Origin of the sequence: Vibrio sp. LB10LO1, assembly GCF_010092875.1 — a bacterium.
Taxonomy (GTDB): Bacteria; Pseudomonadota; Gammaproteobacteria; order Enterobacterales; family Vibrionaceae; genus Vibrio; species Vibrio campbellii.
Map to the genome: position 1 here is coordinate 142,912 of NZ_JAADJW010000001.1, position 13,513 is coordinate 156,424.

The window sequence follows — 13,513 nt, forward strand, 5'->3', positions numbered from 1 at the left end:
AGTCATAACCCTTTGAAATTCAAGTATCGAACCTCACGGTAACACTTTCGTTATAAATGGCGAAACGATTTTTCACACATTTCGCCAATTAGAGTACAAAATTCTGGTGACTGGGGAATTTTATGAGCTCAATCGGTCATAAAAAGAACGATTCACTCATTGAAGTTTGAATCTAGCTTGCCGTTTTTCCTAAATTCACGTGGCGTCATGCTCGACCAAGCTTTAAATCGTGTACTGAAGTTGGCGCCCGTTGGGTACCCTACTATTTCACCGATGTGCTGAATTGACCATTCTGTTGAGCGCAACAAACGCGCAGCATACTCCATTCGCATCCGAGTTAGGTGTGCCATTGGGCTTCGTCCAAACTGTTGTTGGGTCAAACGATGCAAGTGGGGTTCGGAGCATGGGTACAAGGCTGCAAGTTGTTCTACCGTCCATTCTTTATGGAGTTGTCTCTGAACCAAATCAAACACGCGGCGCAACTTTAACTGGTTGCGTGATATGGAATCTGAGTGCGGCATATTCAGCATGAGCTCTAACTGAGCAACGCTGTGTGCACCGACTTCACCGCCGTAATCGATAGGTAGATTGATACTTCGCAATAGAGTCTGAATGCAGAAATACATCACTTCTGGTGCCGGTGTAAGTTGATACTCAATCTCTTCATTCACCATCGGCCATTCTTTATCTTGTGAAAGAAACACCCACGCGATTTGCCACGTTTCGTCTTCCATTCCAAAGCCATTTTCAATACCTGCTGGCACGATCACCAACGATCCTGGCTCCAGTTCATAACGGCAAGCGCCACTCTCCAGCCAACCTTTACCGCGAACTGTATAGAGCAACATGTGTTTTTTCTGGTTTTTGCGATAAACGGAAAAGAAATCTCGGCAAGTGGCAATACCGCATTGGACGATCCCCCTTTCTTCAAGAGCAAGTACGCGAGTGTGGTCGATGAACTCTTGATAGGTCTTTTCTGAAATGGTGTAACGTTCTTGCTTTTCTTCCATGATTCGATGGCTCACAAATGCACTCACGGCAAACGTGTTCTACCAAACCACCGATAAAGACTGGATAGTTTGACAAAACTTTTGGATGTCTTCGAAAAATACACCGCCAAATCATACGGATAAACTACTCGCATTGTTCTTAGAGGAGAAATGCGATGCTCTTAACACGTCAATACATAGACAAAGCATTTTGGAAAAAACTGATTGCGATCGGCGTCCCTGTATCACTGCAATCCATGCTGTTTTCACTGCTCGGCGCGGTGGACATTTTTATGGTGAGCCAACTTGGTGAATCTGCAACAGCCGCGGTTGGCGTTGGTAACCGAATCTTTTTCTTTAACCTCGCAGTAGTGTTTGGATTGTGCGGCGCAGTGACGGTTTTAGCTTCTCAGTATTATGGCTCTGGAAACCTCTCTGGTATACGCAGAACGTTAGCGCAATCTTGGTTTATTTCGCTAGTGGTGACTTTGCCATTTATTTGGCTGTACGTGGTTTATGACAAAGAGATCGTCTCTTTTATGGCGGACGATCCTGAGTATGTCGGCTATGCGAGAGAATACTTAGTAGTGACTGGCTTGAGTCTCATAGGTACCGCTGTCGTTGTTCCCATTGAGTCGGTATTGAGATCCGTCGGTGAAGCGAAGATGCCAACTTACGTCAGTATTGCCGCCATCGTTGTGAATGTCTTCCTCAATGCCGTTTTGATCTTTGGCTTACTCGGATTTCCACAATGGGGTGTGTTTGGGGCTGCTGTCGGTACTTTTATCTCACGCTTTTTCCAAACTGCGGTGCTGGTTTACTTCTTTTGTCGCCGATATTCACATCTGCTCCCTACTCGCTCAGACTGGCTTGAAGGCACAGTAAAGAAGTACCGAAACAAATATTTCAGAGTCTCAATGCCAATGCTTATCCATGATGCGTTGTGGACTGGCGGCTTGATTGTCTACAGCATCATTTATGGTCAATTAGGTGTAACTGAACTGGCGATTATCTCGTTCCTATCACCAATTGAAGGTGTGTTGATTTCAACCTTTATGGGATTTGCTGTTGCAGCCTCTGTACTTTTGGGTAATGACATTGGCGCTCAAGAATATGACCGTGTAGAGAAAACCGCTTGGTGGTATGTGTTTACCAGTGCTGTACTCGCAACGATATTATTCTTAGTTGTTTGGGCATGTTCACCATTGATTTTGAACTTGCTGGAGATGACTCCGCTTACCGATAAGCAAATGGCACTGAATGTATGCTTGGTGTTAGCACTGGGTATGATTCTTCGAGTATTCAACATGGTCGGTATTGGCGGCGTGTTGAAAAGTGGCGCTGATATTCGCTATAGCATCTTCATTGACACATTTGGTCAATGGGCGATTGGCATTCCGCTCACTTACTACACCGGGATGGTGTTAGGTTTACCGCTGCACTGGGTGTTGATGTCCCTACTGATCGAAGAGTTGGTAAAAGGCATTCTGACCACACACCGAATCCAATCTAGGCGTTGGATTAACAACATGGTTGAAGATGACTCTGGAGTGACGGCGTAACTATAAAGTTGTGCTATGTTTATACAAGTAAGAGCTAAGATAATAACTCTCTGTTTTTAATAAATAGCTTTAAAGAACTCACACCAAAAGGGCACATTCGAAATATCCGAATGTGCCCTTTTTATATTTGGTTTTTCTTGAGTTGGAACCTTTAAAGCTCAGTAAATCGATGGATGATTTGATTTGAGCTTCCTCGCCATTCTAGGTTGAGGTCTCGTTTATCTTGCTCGTATTTCCCATCGATTAATGTGTCGATGTATTGCGTCACTTCGCGCTGTGCATCGTCGAGCTCTTCAAGCGTGTAACCTGTCCAAACCCAAATATCTTTGCCTGGGCACTCTTCTCTTACGCGTTTTACAAGCTTAAGAATGTGCGGCACGTTCGCCGGATGCAGAGGGTCACCGCCAGACAGAGATAAACCACGACGTTTTATACGCGTGTCGTTTAGGTCTGTAATGATTTTGTCTTCCGCTTCTTGCGTGAAAAACACACCAGAATCCAAACGTTGCGTCGACTGGTTATAACAGCCGCGGCACTGGTGTACACAGCCCGACACAAATAGCGTGCAGCGTGTACCTGGTCCGTTAACAACGTCAATTGGATAGTATTGGTGGTAGTTCATAATCGTGCCTTGTTTTGCTGGCTAGAAAAGAAAATCAACCCACGACAGGTTGATTTTCATTATTGGGTTTGAGCTTAAGTAAACCTTACAGGTGCTTAACTCGACGCTTCACTTCTTCTTGCTTACCGAAGTTAAACGGACGCGCATCTGGGCTGCCTAGGTAGCCACAAACGCGGCGTGTTACTGACACTTTGGTTGAGTCATGGTTGCCACAACTTGGGCAAGTGAAGCCTTTACTTGTACAGTCAAACTCACCGTTGTAGCCACACTCGTAACACTCATCGATTGGTGTGTTTGTACCGTAGTAAGGTACGCGGGTGTAACTGTAATCCCATACGTTTTCTAGCGCTTCAACGTTACGTTGCATGTTCGGGAACTCACCGTAACAGATAAAGCCGCCGCTTGAGATTTCTGGGTAAGGCATCTCAAAGTCGATCTTGTCGTACGGGTTCACCTTCTTCTCAACATCTAGGTGGAAGCTGTTGGTGTAGTAACCTTTGTCTGTTACGCCTTTAATTACGCCGAACTCTTTCGCGTCGATGCGGCAGAAACGGCTACATAGGTTTTCACTTGGCGTTGCGTATAGGCTGAAACCGTAACCAGTATCTTCTGCCCAACCGTTTACTGTGTCTTTCAGGTGCTTGATGATTGCTACTGCTTTTTCACGCAGAACAGCGTCATCGTAAACGTGCGCTTCTGTACCGAATAGCGCGTTAATTGTCTCGTGTACACCGATGTAGCCAAGAGAAATAGACGCACGACCGTTCTTGAAGATATCTGCGATTGAGTCGTCTGCTTTCAGACGAACACCACACGCACCTTCCATGTAAAGGATCGGAGCAACACGTGCTTTCACGTTTTCTAGACGAGAGATACGTGTTTCTAGTGCTTTACGTGCAAGACGTAGGCGATCGTTTAGAAGCTCGTAGAATTTCTCTTCACTGCCGTTTGCACGAATAGCGATACGAGGAAGGTTCAAGCTTACTACGCCAAGGTTGTTACGACCTTCGTGAATCAACTCGCCGTTTTCTTCGTAAGTACCAAGGAAGCTACGACAGCCCATTGGCGTTTTGAATGAACCCGTTACTTCTACTACTTTGTCGTAGTTAAGAATGTCTGGGTACATACGCTTAGACGCACACTCAAGCGCAAGTTGCTTGATGTCGTAGTTTGGATCTTCTGATTTGTGGTTCAAGCCATCTTTGATGCCGAATACCAATTTAGGGAATACCGCTGTTTTACGGTTCTTACCTAGACCTGCAATGCGGTTCTTCAGAATCGATTTCTGGATAAGGCGTGATGCCCAGCTTGTACCAAGACCAAAACCGAACGTAACGAATGGTGTTTGACCGTTCGCTGTGTGTAGCGTGTTTACTTCGTATTCTAGAGATTGGAACGCGTCGTAACACTCTTTCTCAGTGCGTGCTTTTGCGAACTCTTCTGGCTCAGCAATGTTCCACTCTTTTGCGATCTCTAGGTGTTTCTCGTAACTTGTGATTACGTACGGTTCTAGAACTTCATCAATACGGTTGATGGTTGTACCGCCGTAAATGTGGCTCGCTACTTGAGCAATGATTTGTGCCGTTACTGCTGTTGCAGTCGAGATTGATTTTGGAGTATCAATCTCGGCGTTACCCATTTTAAAGCCGTGCGTTAGCATGCCTTTAAGATCGATAAGCATACAGTTAAACATTGGGAAGAACGGAGCGTAATCCAAATCGTGGTAGTGAATGTCACCTACTTCGTGCGCTTGAACCACATCGCGTGGAAGGATGTGTGTCTTCGCGTAGTGTTTCGCTACGATACCAGCCAACAAGTCACGTTGAGTCGGGATTACTTTACCGTCTTTGTTCGCGTTCTCGTTGATTAGGTCTAGGTTACTTTCTTCAATCAGACCTTCGATTTCGCGAGTGAGTGCGCTTTGCTTCTCACGAGCGATGTCGCGATCGTGGCGGTATTCAATGTAAGAACGTGCTAGGGCTTTGTAAGGACCTTGCATGAGTTCATTTTCGACTAAGTCTTGAATTTCATGAATGTGAACTTCATCGTGATCCTGAAGCTGTAACTCAACTGCCAGAGCAACATTTAGTGCATAAATGGCGACATCTTTGTCTTTGTTTTCCGCTGCGGCTTCTACTGCTGCTTGGATACGATCCCTGTTGAACGGAGCTCTTGAGCCGTCACGCTTGATTACGATTGGTTTCACTTTTTCTCCTTACCCCAAAATACTCACAGACTTATCCACAAATACACTATATGGGGTTGTTTCTTATTCTGATGACACAATATATTGTGGCGTATTTAACGAGAAGCACCAATTGAAAACATTGATTTTGATCAATAAAAAATGGGTAGCGAACAAGAACAAATCGATCTTATTGGCGTTGATCTCAGTTGCGAAGAAAACTGTGAAAATTGCAAAATTGGAGCGAAATCCACTTGCTTTTTTTCGAGGTCTTATAGGATAAAGGATGGAAAGGAATGCGCTAAATAATAGGAGTGCAACAGACCAAAATGCGATCACTTTTTGTTACGACGATATTACTTTTTAGTTCTTTTTCATTTGCTCAAAATTCCGTCAACTTAACCAGCTGGAATATTGAATGGTTATCTATAGATGGTGGAAAAGTGTCGAGAACACCACAAGATTTTGAAAAGCTGAACCACTATGTGGATAAAACGCAAGCCGACATTCTCGCTTTTCAAGAAGTCGAGAGTGCCGCTGCTGTCCAAGAAGCCGTTGGCAATGACTTCACTATTTATCTTTCCGATCGTTCAAACGCCTCTAACCGACACCTTCAGTTCAATGACACCAATCAATATACAGGTTTTGCGGTACGTAATGGTGTGAGCGTGTTGGACAAGCCAGACTTTTCTATCACACGAGGCAACAGCAAGCTCCGCTTCGCCAGCTACCTTGTTTTGAATCCAGACCAAGATAACGAAACTCACCTACTCTCTGTGCACCTAAAGGCGGGTTGCAGTGGCGCATATCGCAATAACCGCGATTGTAAGATAGTGAAACAACAAGGACAGGCTCTAGCCAAGTGGATAAAAGCGCGTGAGGACAACAAACAACAATATGTGGTACTTGGCGACTTTAACCACAATTTGGGTTATCGAGGAGATTGGTTATGGGAAGTGCTATCGGACAATACCGATGCAAAGCTAGTGACCAAAAATACCAAAGCGGAATGTAAAGTACGTTCTAATCGTAATCCGAAGAAAACCCACCAATTCCGTTCTGTGATCGATCATATCATTGTGAGTGGTGACTTAAAGGCGTCGCCTGGTGTTCAAACCGTTTTCAAAACACAAGATGTGCTCGACTATAAGCTGAGTGATCATTGCCCGGTTTCAACGACGCTCTCTTTTTAGCGTTTAAGATCTCTTTTTAACGTTGAGATTCTCTTTTTTGCATCAAACAACTCTTTAGCCGCGAACCATTCTTTTAGCGGTGAACGAACCAACCAACATTGCCGCTATAAAGAGCAGAACTTGTGTGTTGCCAGTAAAGAGGCTGGCAACCGCAGGACCAGGACACACGCCAAGTAAGCCCCAACCAATACCAAACATTGCCGCACCGCCAACTAACCTTTTGTCTATCGCTTTAGAAGTTGGACAAATAATCTCATTACCAAACACAGATTCACTTCTTGGCTTTATTAATAACAGATAAGCAGGAACGAACACCGCAAGTGCTCCCCCCATGACGAAGGCTAAGCTTGGATCCCATTCTCCGGTAATATCAAGGAAGCCAATCACTTTTGCCGGATCAGCCATACCGGAAATCACCATACCAATGCCAAAAAGCGCACCAGAAAATGCGACAATGGAAATTTGCTTAATACTTTTCATTACGTGAGTTTTCATAACGACACTATTCCTCACGATACCAGTAAGACGGTTAACATGGCTGTGGCCATAAAAGTACACGTCGCAACGACGGAACGGACAGAGAAACGCCCCATCCCACAAATGCCATGACCACTTGTGCAACCATTACCAATACGCGTACCCACCCCAACAAACAAACCAGCTACTACAACCAAACCAAGATTGCCGCTGTACTCAGTTGGTACATGCCCGCCAAGAACATAAACGGCAAACACACCGCCCAATGCCATCGTAATTAAAAACACAATTCGCCAAACTCTGTCGGCATTCTCAACGGCACCATTTAAGATCCCGCTGATTCCCGCGGTCTTGCCATTGAAAAGCATCAATACTACCGCTGATGCGCCAACCATGACCCCGCCCAAAAGCGACACCCAAGGAACTTCAAACATAACAACCACCTGTATAAAGTTTTGAATTACTGCTTACAGAAAACTTGGTTAAACGCTTCGATCAGCGGAGCGACTCTTCCATCAGAAATCGAATAGAACACCTGCTGAGAAACCTTTCGTGCTTTGATGATGTTGTGTTTTCTCAATACGGTGAGGTGTTGTGAAAAGGCAGATTGGCTTAATGTTGAGCCTTCAAACAGCTCACCGACCCCTTTTTCACCTTCAATCAGCTTGCACATCACGATTAAGCGCTCTGGATGAGCCATTATTTTAAGTAGCTCACTCGCTTCGGTCGCGCTTTGTAGCATACTGTCGCCCATTCTTATGCCCCTTCATCAATACGTTAACTTTTATTAGATATTACTAATTAATATTATTAAGTCAATACTAATGTAGAACAAATAACATTAGACATAGCTAATTCAATTAAGTAAGGTGTAGGCGTTTTCGATCATTCAGTAGGAGAAATCCATGAGCAAAATCGTGATTATTGGTGGTGTTGCTGGCGGTGCATCTGCAGCAGCTCGCGCTCGTCGTCTTAGTGAAGACGCAGAAATCATCATGTTTGAACGCGGTCCATTTGTATCATTTGCAAACTGTGGCTTGCCGTACCACATTGGTGGCGATATCCAAGAACGCAGCAAACTGCTTCTTCAAACGCCTGAAAGCTTTTTAGCGCGTTTCAATGTTGATGTCCGTGTGATGAACGAAGTGGTTTCAATTAACCGCCAAGACAAATCGGTTACGGTTAAGAACCTGCTTGATGGTTCAGAATACCAAGAGAGCTACGACTTTCTTCTACTCAGTCCTGGTGCAGGTCCAGTAGTGCCGCCTATTCCGGGTATTGATAACCCGTTAACGCACTCGCTGCGCAATATTCCAGATATGGATCGCATCATTAAAACGATCGAAACCAACAAAGTTGAACACGCTACGGTCGTTGGCGGTGGTTTCATAGGTCTAGAAATGATGGAAGCGTTCCACCAGCTTGGCGTAAAAACAACATTGGTTGAAATGGCGGATCAAGTGATGACGCCCGTTGACCGAGAAATGGCAGGCTTTGCTCATGCCGAAATCCGAGAGAAAGGTATCGACCTACGTTTAGGCGTTGCTCTATCTTCTGTTGAATATGTGGCGAACCAATCTATCGCAAACATAGAAGCGGGTGAAGATGACGCACACCAACACCTTCAAGGAAAACTGACGCTGTCTCTAAACAATGGTGACCAGCTTGAAACCGATATCCTGATCATGGCGATTGGTGTTCGCCCTGAGATAAAGCTCGCACAAGAAGCCGGTCTTCAAATTGGTGCGTTAGGCGGTATCTACACCAACGAGTACATGCAAACCAGCGATCCTTCAATCTATGCCGTTGGTGATGCGGTTGAAGAGAAAGACTTTGTCACTGGCGAACAAACTCTTGTTCCTTTGGCTGGTCCAGCAAACCGTCAAGGACGTATGGCAGCAGACAACATGCTTGGCCGCCAAGAAACTTACCAAGGTACGCAAGGCACGGCGATCTGCAAGATCTTTGATTTGGCCGTTGCTTCTACTGGTAAAAACGAGAAACAGCTTAAACGTGAAAACATCGCTTACGAAAAAGTGTATGTCCACACAGCCAGCCATGCGAGTTACTACCCTGGCGCAGAAACTGTGTCGTTCAAAATGCTGTTTGATCCAGCAACCGGCAAAATTTTAGGTGCACAAGCCGTAGGTAAAGATGGCGTTGATAAACGTATCGACGTAATGGCAGTTGCACAGCGTGCTGGTATGACGGTAGAACAACTGCAACACCTTGAACTCACTTACGCGCCGCCGTATGGTTCAGCGAAAGATGTGATTAACCAAGCGGCTTTCGTTGCGAATAACATCATTAACGGTGACGCAACAGCGATTCATTTTGATGAAATCGACAACCTGTCAGAAGATCAAGTGCTGCTTGATGTTCGTAATCCGGGAGAATTGGAATCTGTCGGCTTCATTGAAGGCGCGATCAATATTCCTGTCGACCAACTTCGCCAACGCATGAATGAACTGCCGAAAGACAAAGAGATCGTGATTTACTGTCAGGTCGGTTTGCGCGGTAACGTCGCTTATCGTCAACTGGTCAACTCCGGGTTTAAAGCACGTAACCTACTTGGCGGTTATCGTACCTATAAGTTCGCAAGAGCTTAATCTCTGATTATAAATATCTAAGTTTAGGGCTGAAAAAAGGGGCACATTATGTGCCCCTTTCTACATTTCGGATTCGACTAAATGAATAATCTTGGTCGCTTTTTCGAAGTGATCGAGTTGATGAGTTTGAATCCACCAAGTCGCCGCTTCCATCAGTAACGCAGGGTTGTCATTCTTATTAGCGAAAAAGGCATAAAAGGACACGCCAACATTGTCGCCTTTCTGCTCTATTTTCTTCTTACACACCTGAATGATTTTGTCTCTTAACACGATGTTCATTGCCTTTCCCTTTCTCTTTGCGATAGCAAAATTAACCCAAAACAAGAATAACTGTATTTATATACAGTTATTCTTGGTAAGGCAAATAAACATAATCATCTAGATGAATATTCTCGCACGAAGACCTAATACCCAAGTGCTGCTTTTGTTCGAAAATGCTGGGTCTTTGATGTATTGAATATCCGGTGTGATTTGGATGTAGTCGTTCAACTGCATGTTGTAGTAAAGCTCGGCAGTGAACTGTTCAGAGTCGTCCACACCATAAGCGTGCTCTAGGTTATCGTTAACATGGCTCCAGTTGACCGCGAAGCCTAGGTTATTGGTTGGTTTACCTAAACCAAAGTAACCAATCCCCACCGTTAGGGAGCGCTCATAAAGCGCCACATCACCCTCCGAAAAGCCGCCGCGAACAAATGGCATTAATTGCTCTGTAGCAAAGTAGCTTGCTGAAAAGTTAATACCCTGCCCGCTGTCTTTATTCGTTAAGTTATGCTGCGTGCCACCATCCAAATGCCAAGCGGTTAGGTGAACATTATCGGTATAGATTTGATCTTGTGACGCCGTCCAACCCAGTTCGAACGTGGTAAACAGCTTATGATCGTTGAATAAGGTATCAAAGCCATCAAATGGTTCATCTGAACGCCCTTTGCCATCGGCCACACCAGCAACCATATAGAAGTTATCAGTCAGCATGTGACCGACGGCTAAACCTAGAATCCCATCATCCGGTAGACCAATGGAACCACCACCAGTACTGAATGCAAGGTTACTGAATCCGGTCCACGGACTGGCTAAAGCGTATGTATCAACATAGTCAGTGGTATCTAAGAAACCCACCATGAACGCGGTTTTGCCACCATTAAGCTTTTGCTTCCAATATAGGTTAGTTAGACGAGCACCTTGATCACTGTATGCAGGACCAATCATGCCCGCGTAACCTAAACCGTTACCGATAAAGCTAAATTCTTTCGGTGACAAATCACTGTAAGCATGGCGATGTTCGACTTTCCAAACCAATCCGCCCGTATTACCAGATTCAAGACCAACCAGATTCCAGCTACCATAAAAGCGAGCAACACCAGCGCTTGCGGTATCTTCACCACCACTTTGTGGGTCAGAAGCCGTTAAGCCAAGCGCTTGGTAATCCAAACCAAACGTTAAGTTATTATCTTCCGCTAATGACTCTCGCCAAGTGCGTTTTTCACGAGCATTTTCAGCAATGGTATTGTCTACCGTATCAGGGCTACCGAAATTTGCGGCGTTAACCGATGACGCCATTACGAGTGAAAGAGCGATAAAACTAAGCTTTGGAACAGTTACTTTCATGTCTGGTTTCTCATTAAATTGATTTCTAGAAAAAGAGTTTAATGATTCAACGTTTTGAAAATTGCCATTAAGCGACAGCTCACTGCTTTTTGTATTTTCGGTGGTGTACTCTTATCGGTAAGGTCGAATTGAAACCTCGTCCATTTGGTAGATGGTTTCTACGTTCGCAGCACCATCAGAGTATGAAACATCTGCTTTGGTCTTTTTCACATGCAGATCCCCTTTCACCCAAATTGGCTCGTAAAGAGAAGTTAGCTTTAAACCTTTTGGATAATCGACTAAAACAATTTGGTTTGCAGGTGGCGGTGGCGTATGGATGCACGCCCCCATGGTTGGAACAAGGAAAAATTTTGTGACAACGTCATTGTTAAATTCTACTGGCGTTACAAAGCCAGGAATTTCATAAGTGTCTTCTGTTAGCGTTGCGTTTGGCATCGATGCAAGCATGCGACGATGCTCAGTAATCTCTTCGCGCTTTTTGAATAACCATTCAATGTCTAAGTCGTCAGCCTTTAAACTGTCTTCTAACTCTTTCATGGTTTGCTTTTGTTGCTCATTAAGATTTTGAGAATCGCGATATCTTGCAAGAGAGCCCAGTTCAAAAAGTTGTTGGTCTGTGAGTTTTACAAATGGGTCTTCAATCTGAGGAACATTCACTGGCAACAATTGCTCCCAGCTTAATTGATCGGCGGATACATTTGATGAAGCCAGCAAAACTAAGCCAGCCAATAGGTACTTCTTCATACGTTCCCTTGAATAGTTTTTTGTCTTTTAGAGAAAAATTTGGGGACATCCAGCGTCCCCAAATAGTCGAAAGAGTTTACTACAAGGTATTCTTGTGGATCTTGCCGTCTTTCATAATTACTTTGAATTTATCTTGGTAATCGTTAAGAATTGTGATGTCTTGCAGAGGATTTCCGTCCACCAGCACCACATCAGCGTAAGCACCAGGCTCCACAACGCCAAGTTTACCGTATTTATATGGGTTCATGCCGCCCGACCAACTCAATACTTCTGCTGCGTTCGATGTGCCCATCTTCATGATCTCATATGGTGTAAATCCGACTTTCTCCATCCAAACCATGTTGTCTGCTTGGCGTGTGTTGTAAGCCGGACCGAACATATCGCCGCCCGTAACAATCAAAAGGTCGTATTTACGAGCCCATTCAAACATCTGTTTCGCGCCTTCGTTTACTTTGGTCGCTTTGGCTTTTTGATCCGGACTGAAGAAGGTGATCTTTTCAGGTTCGGCAAAGGCTTCGAGAGACATCACTGCTTGTGCAGAAAGTGCCACCCCCTTTTCTTTCATCCGCTTAATGGTTTCCTCAGAGATAAGGAAGTTATGCTCAATCACTTTTACGCCAGCATCAATGGCACGGTTAACCGAACGATCATGATAAGCGTGCGCCATGACGTAGGTACCGTAATCTTCGGCTACGCCTACAATCGCTTCCATCTCTTGTTTAGAGAATTGCGTCATGTGAATTGGATCGAACTCACTCGCAACACCACCGCCAGCCATGATTTTAATCTGCGTCGCGCCCGAACGTAGGTTCTGACGTGCAGCACGACGAGCTTCTGTTTCGCCATCGACGATATAGCCGAAGCCGTGGCGTTCAAGATCGTCAACGCGTCCTGGAACATCGTTAAAGCTACCGGTATCCGCGTGACCACCAGTCTGGCTCAAGAAACCGCCAGCAGGGAACAATCGCGGCCCTTCTAGCAAACCATTGTTGATGGCTTTTGCCATACCAAGAATATTACAACCAGCGTCACGAGCTGTGGTAAAGCCTTGGTCGAGGTACTGCATCATAGAAACGTGAGCACGTGCACCCATCGCCATTTGGTCGTAACCATCTCGACCTACCAACATGCCTTCTTGAATACACATGTGTGAGTGCATGTCGATCAAGCCAGGAATCATGGTTAAGCCTTCGCCATTAATCGTTGTGGTTTGCTTGTCGGTTTTTATCGGTTTAGCCGAAATCTCTTTGATTAAGTTATCGACAACCAATACGTTCTGGTTTTGCAGTAGCTTTTCATCCGTGCCATTGAAAACATCGACGTTGGTAATCAGCGTTGAGGCTGCATTGGCATTGAGGGCAAACGCACAAGATAGCGCAACGAAAGAAAGGTTCTTCTTAGAAATTGTCATTATTACACCTATGTTTTTGGATAGTTGGGGTCCATTTCCTATAACCTCCCTGTTTAAACAGTGGCGTTATGAGGGCATCCATTTCAGTGATCACCAAAAACAACTGATCAGATCAA

13 protein-coding genes are annotated in these 13,513 nt (G+C 44.9%); 3 read left to right on the top strand and 10 right to left on the bottom strand.

Going from position 1 to position 13,513, the window contains the following annotated elements:
• Positions 1 to 152 precede the first annotated feature (152 nt).
• Positions 153 to 1,010 (bottom strand): AraC family transcriptional regulator, encoded by an 858-nt coding sequence (locus GXP65_RS00625; protein ID WP_038889617.1) that lies wholly within the window; start codon positions 1,008 to 1,010, stop codon positions 153 to 155.
• 155 nt (positions 1,011 to 1,165) lie between these two features.
• Here GXP65_RS00625 and GXP65_RS00630 point away from each other — a divergent pair, with 155 nt between their 5' ends.
• Positions 1,166 to 2,551: an MATE family efflux transporter gene (locus GXP65_RS00630; RefSeq protein ID WP_162091719.1), complete on the top strand. Its 1,386-nt coding sequence runs from the start codon at positions 1,166 to 1,168 to the stop codon at positions 2,549 to 2,551.
• A 151-nt stretch (positions 2,552 to 2,702) separates the two neighbouring features.
• On the opposite strand, the gene nrdG is transcribed toward GXP65_RS00630, so the two are convergent.
• Both nrdG and nrdD read right to left on the bottom strand, forming a co-directional pair.
• Positions 2,703 to 3,173, bottom strand: a complete 471-nt coding sequence (nrdG, locus tag GXP65_RS00635; protein WP_162091720.1) for an anaerobic ribonucleoside-triphosphate reductase-activating protein — start codon at positions 3,171 to 3,173, stop codon at positions 2,703 to 2,705.
• A gap of 85 nt (positions 3,174 to 3,258) precedes the next feature.
• Positions 3,259 to 5,379: an anaerobic ribonucleoside-triphosphate reductase gene (nrdD, locus tag GXP65_RS00640; protein WP_045376731.1), complete on the bottom strand. Its 2,121-nt coding sequence runs from the start codon at positions 5,377 to 5,379 to the stop codon at positions 3,259 to 3,261.
• 308 nt (positions 5,380 to 5,687) lie between these two features.
• Between nrdD and GXP65_RS00645 the strand changes: the two genes are divergently transcribed.
• Positions 5,688 to 6,551: an endonuclease/exonuclease/phosphatase family protein gene (locus tag GXP65_RS00645; protein WP_162091721.1), complete on the top strand. Its 864-nt coding sequence runs from the start codon at positions 5,688 to 5,690 to the stop codon at positions 6,549 to 6,551.
• 54 nt (positions 6,552 to 6,605) lie between these two features.
• On the opposite strand, the gene GXP65_RS00650 is transcribed toward GXP65_RS00645, so the two are convergent.
• The 3 genes from GXP65_RS00650 to GXP65_RS00660 are packed head-to-tail and all read right to left on the bottom strand — an operon-like array spanning position 6,606 to position 7,782.
• Positions 6,606 to 7,046, bottom strand: a complete 441-nt coding sequence (locus GXP65_RS00650) for a YeeE/YedE family protein (protein WP_162091722.1) — start codon at positions 7,044 to 7,046, stop codon at positions 6,606 to 6,608.
• Positions 7,047 to 7,060: 14 nt separating this feature from the next.
• On the bottom strand, positions 7,061 to 7,462 hold the full coding sequence (locus GXP65_RS00655; RefSeq protein ID WP_012129311.1) for a membrane protein: 402 nt from the start codon (positions 7,460 to 7,462) through the stop codon (positions 7,061 to 7,063).
• Positions 7,463 to 7,488: 26 nt separating this feature from the next.
• Positions 7,489 to 7,782, bottom strand: a complete 294-nt coding sequence (locus tag GXP65_RS00660) for a metalloregulator ArsR/SmtB family transcription factor (RefSeq protein WP_005536098.1) — start codon at positions 7,780 to 7,782, stop codon at positions 7,489 to 7,491.
• Positions 7,783 to 7,933: 151 nt separating this feature from the next.
• On the opposite strand from GXP65_RS00660, the gene GXP65_RS00665 reads away from it, so the two are divergent.
• Entirely contained in the window at positions 7,934 to 9,637 is a 1,704-nt protein-coding gene (locus GXP65_RS00665) for an FAD-dependent oxidoreductase (protein ID WP_162091723.1), read from the top strand.
• A gap of 60 nt (positions 9,638 to 9,697) precedes the next feature.
• Here the strand turns inward: GXP65_RS00665 and GXP65_RS00670 are convergent, their stop codons facing one another.
• The 4 genes from GXP65_RS00670 to GXP65_RS00685 form a co-directional block, all read right to left on the bottom strand.
• Positions 9,698 to 9,916, bottom strand: a complete 219-nt coding sequence (locus GXP65_RS00670; protein WP_005427083.1) for a DUF6500 family protein — start codon at positions 9,914 to 9,916, stop codon at positions 9,698 to 9,700.
• 99 nt (positions 9,917 to 10,015) lie between these two features.
• On the bottom strand, positions 10,016 to 11,242 hold the full coding sequence (locus tag GXP65_RS00675) for a carbohydrate porin (protein WP_162091724.1): 1,227 nt from the start codon (positions 11,240 to 11,242) through the stop codon (positions 10,016 to 10,018).
• A 111-nt stretch (positions 11,243 to 11,353) separates the two neighbouring features.
• The gene (locus tag GXP65_RS00680; RefSeq protein WP_005427168.1) at positions 11,354 to 11,986 is read right to left on the bottom strand and encodes a DUF3299 domain-containing protein; all 633 of its coding nucleotides are present in this window, start codon (positions 11,984 to 11,986) and stop codon (positions 11,354 to 11,356) included.
• Between the two features lie 79 nt (positions 11,987 to 12,065).
• Complete coding sequence (locus GXP65_RS00685) at positions 12,066 to 13,397, bottom strand: amidohydrolase family protein (RefSeq protein ID WP_162091725.1); 1,332 nt, start codon at positions 13,395 to 13,397, stop codon at positions 12,066 to 12,068.
• Positions 13,398 to 13,513: the final 116 nt, after the last annotated feature.

Bases quoted from the DNA above. Each gene is read 5' to 3' on its own strand.
- GXP65_RS00625 (WP_038889617.1), bottom strand. From the start codon at position 1,010: ATGGAAGAAAAGCAAGAACGTTACACCATTTCAGAAAAGACCTATCAA.
- GXP65_RS00630 (WP_162091719.1), top strand. From the start codon at position 1,166: ATGCTCTTAACACGTCAATACATAGACAAAGCATTTTGGAAAAAACTG.
- nrdG (WP_162091720.1), bottom strand. From the start codon at position 3,173: ATGAACTACCACCAATACTATCCAATTGACGTTGTTAACGGACCAGGT.
- GXP65_RS00645 (WP_162091721.1), top strand. From the start codon at position 5,688: ATGCGATCACTTTTTGTTACGACGATATTACTTTTTAGTTCTTTTTCA.
- GXP65_RS00650 (WP_162091722.1), bottom strand. From the start codon at position 7,046: ATGAAAACTCACGTAATGAAAAGTATTAAGCAAATTTCCATTGTCGCA.
- GXP65_RS00655 (WP_012129311.1), bottom strand. From the start codon at position 7,462: ATGTTTGAAGTTCCTTGGGTGTCGCTTTTGGGCGGGGTCATGGTTGGC.
- GXP65_RS00660 (WP_005536098.1), bottom strand. From the start codon at position 7,782: ATGGGCGACAGTATGCTACAAAGCGCGACCGAAGCGAGTGAGCTACTT.
- GXP65_RS00665 (WP_162091723.1), top strand. From the start codon at position 7,934: ATGAGCAAAATCGTGATTATTGGTGGTGTTGCTGGCGGTGCATCTGCA.
- GXP65_RS00670 (WP_005427083.1), bottom strand. From the start codon at position 9,916: ATGAACATCGTGTTAAGAGACAAAATCATTCAGGTGTGTAAGAAGAAA.
- GXP65_RS00675 (WP_162091724.1), bottom strand. From the start codon at position 11,242: ATGAAAGTAACTGTTCCAAAGCTTAGTTTTATCGCTCTTTCACTCGTA.
- GXP65_RS00680 (WP_005427168.1), bottom strand. From the start codon at position 11,986: ATGAAGAAGTACCTATTGGCTGGCTTAGTTTTGCTGGCTTCATCAAAT.
- GXP65_RS00685 (WP_162091725.1), bottom strand. From the start codon at position 13,397: ATGACAATTTCTAAGAAGAACCTTTCTTTCGTTGCGCTATCTTGTGCG.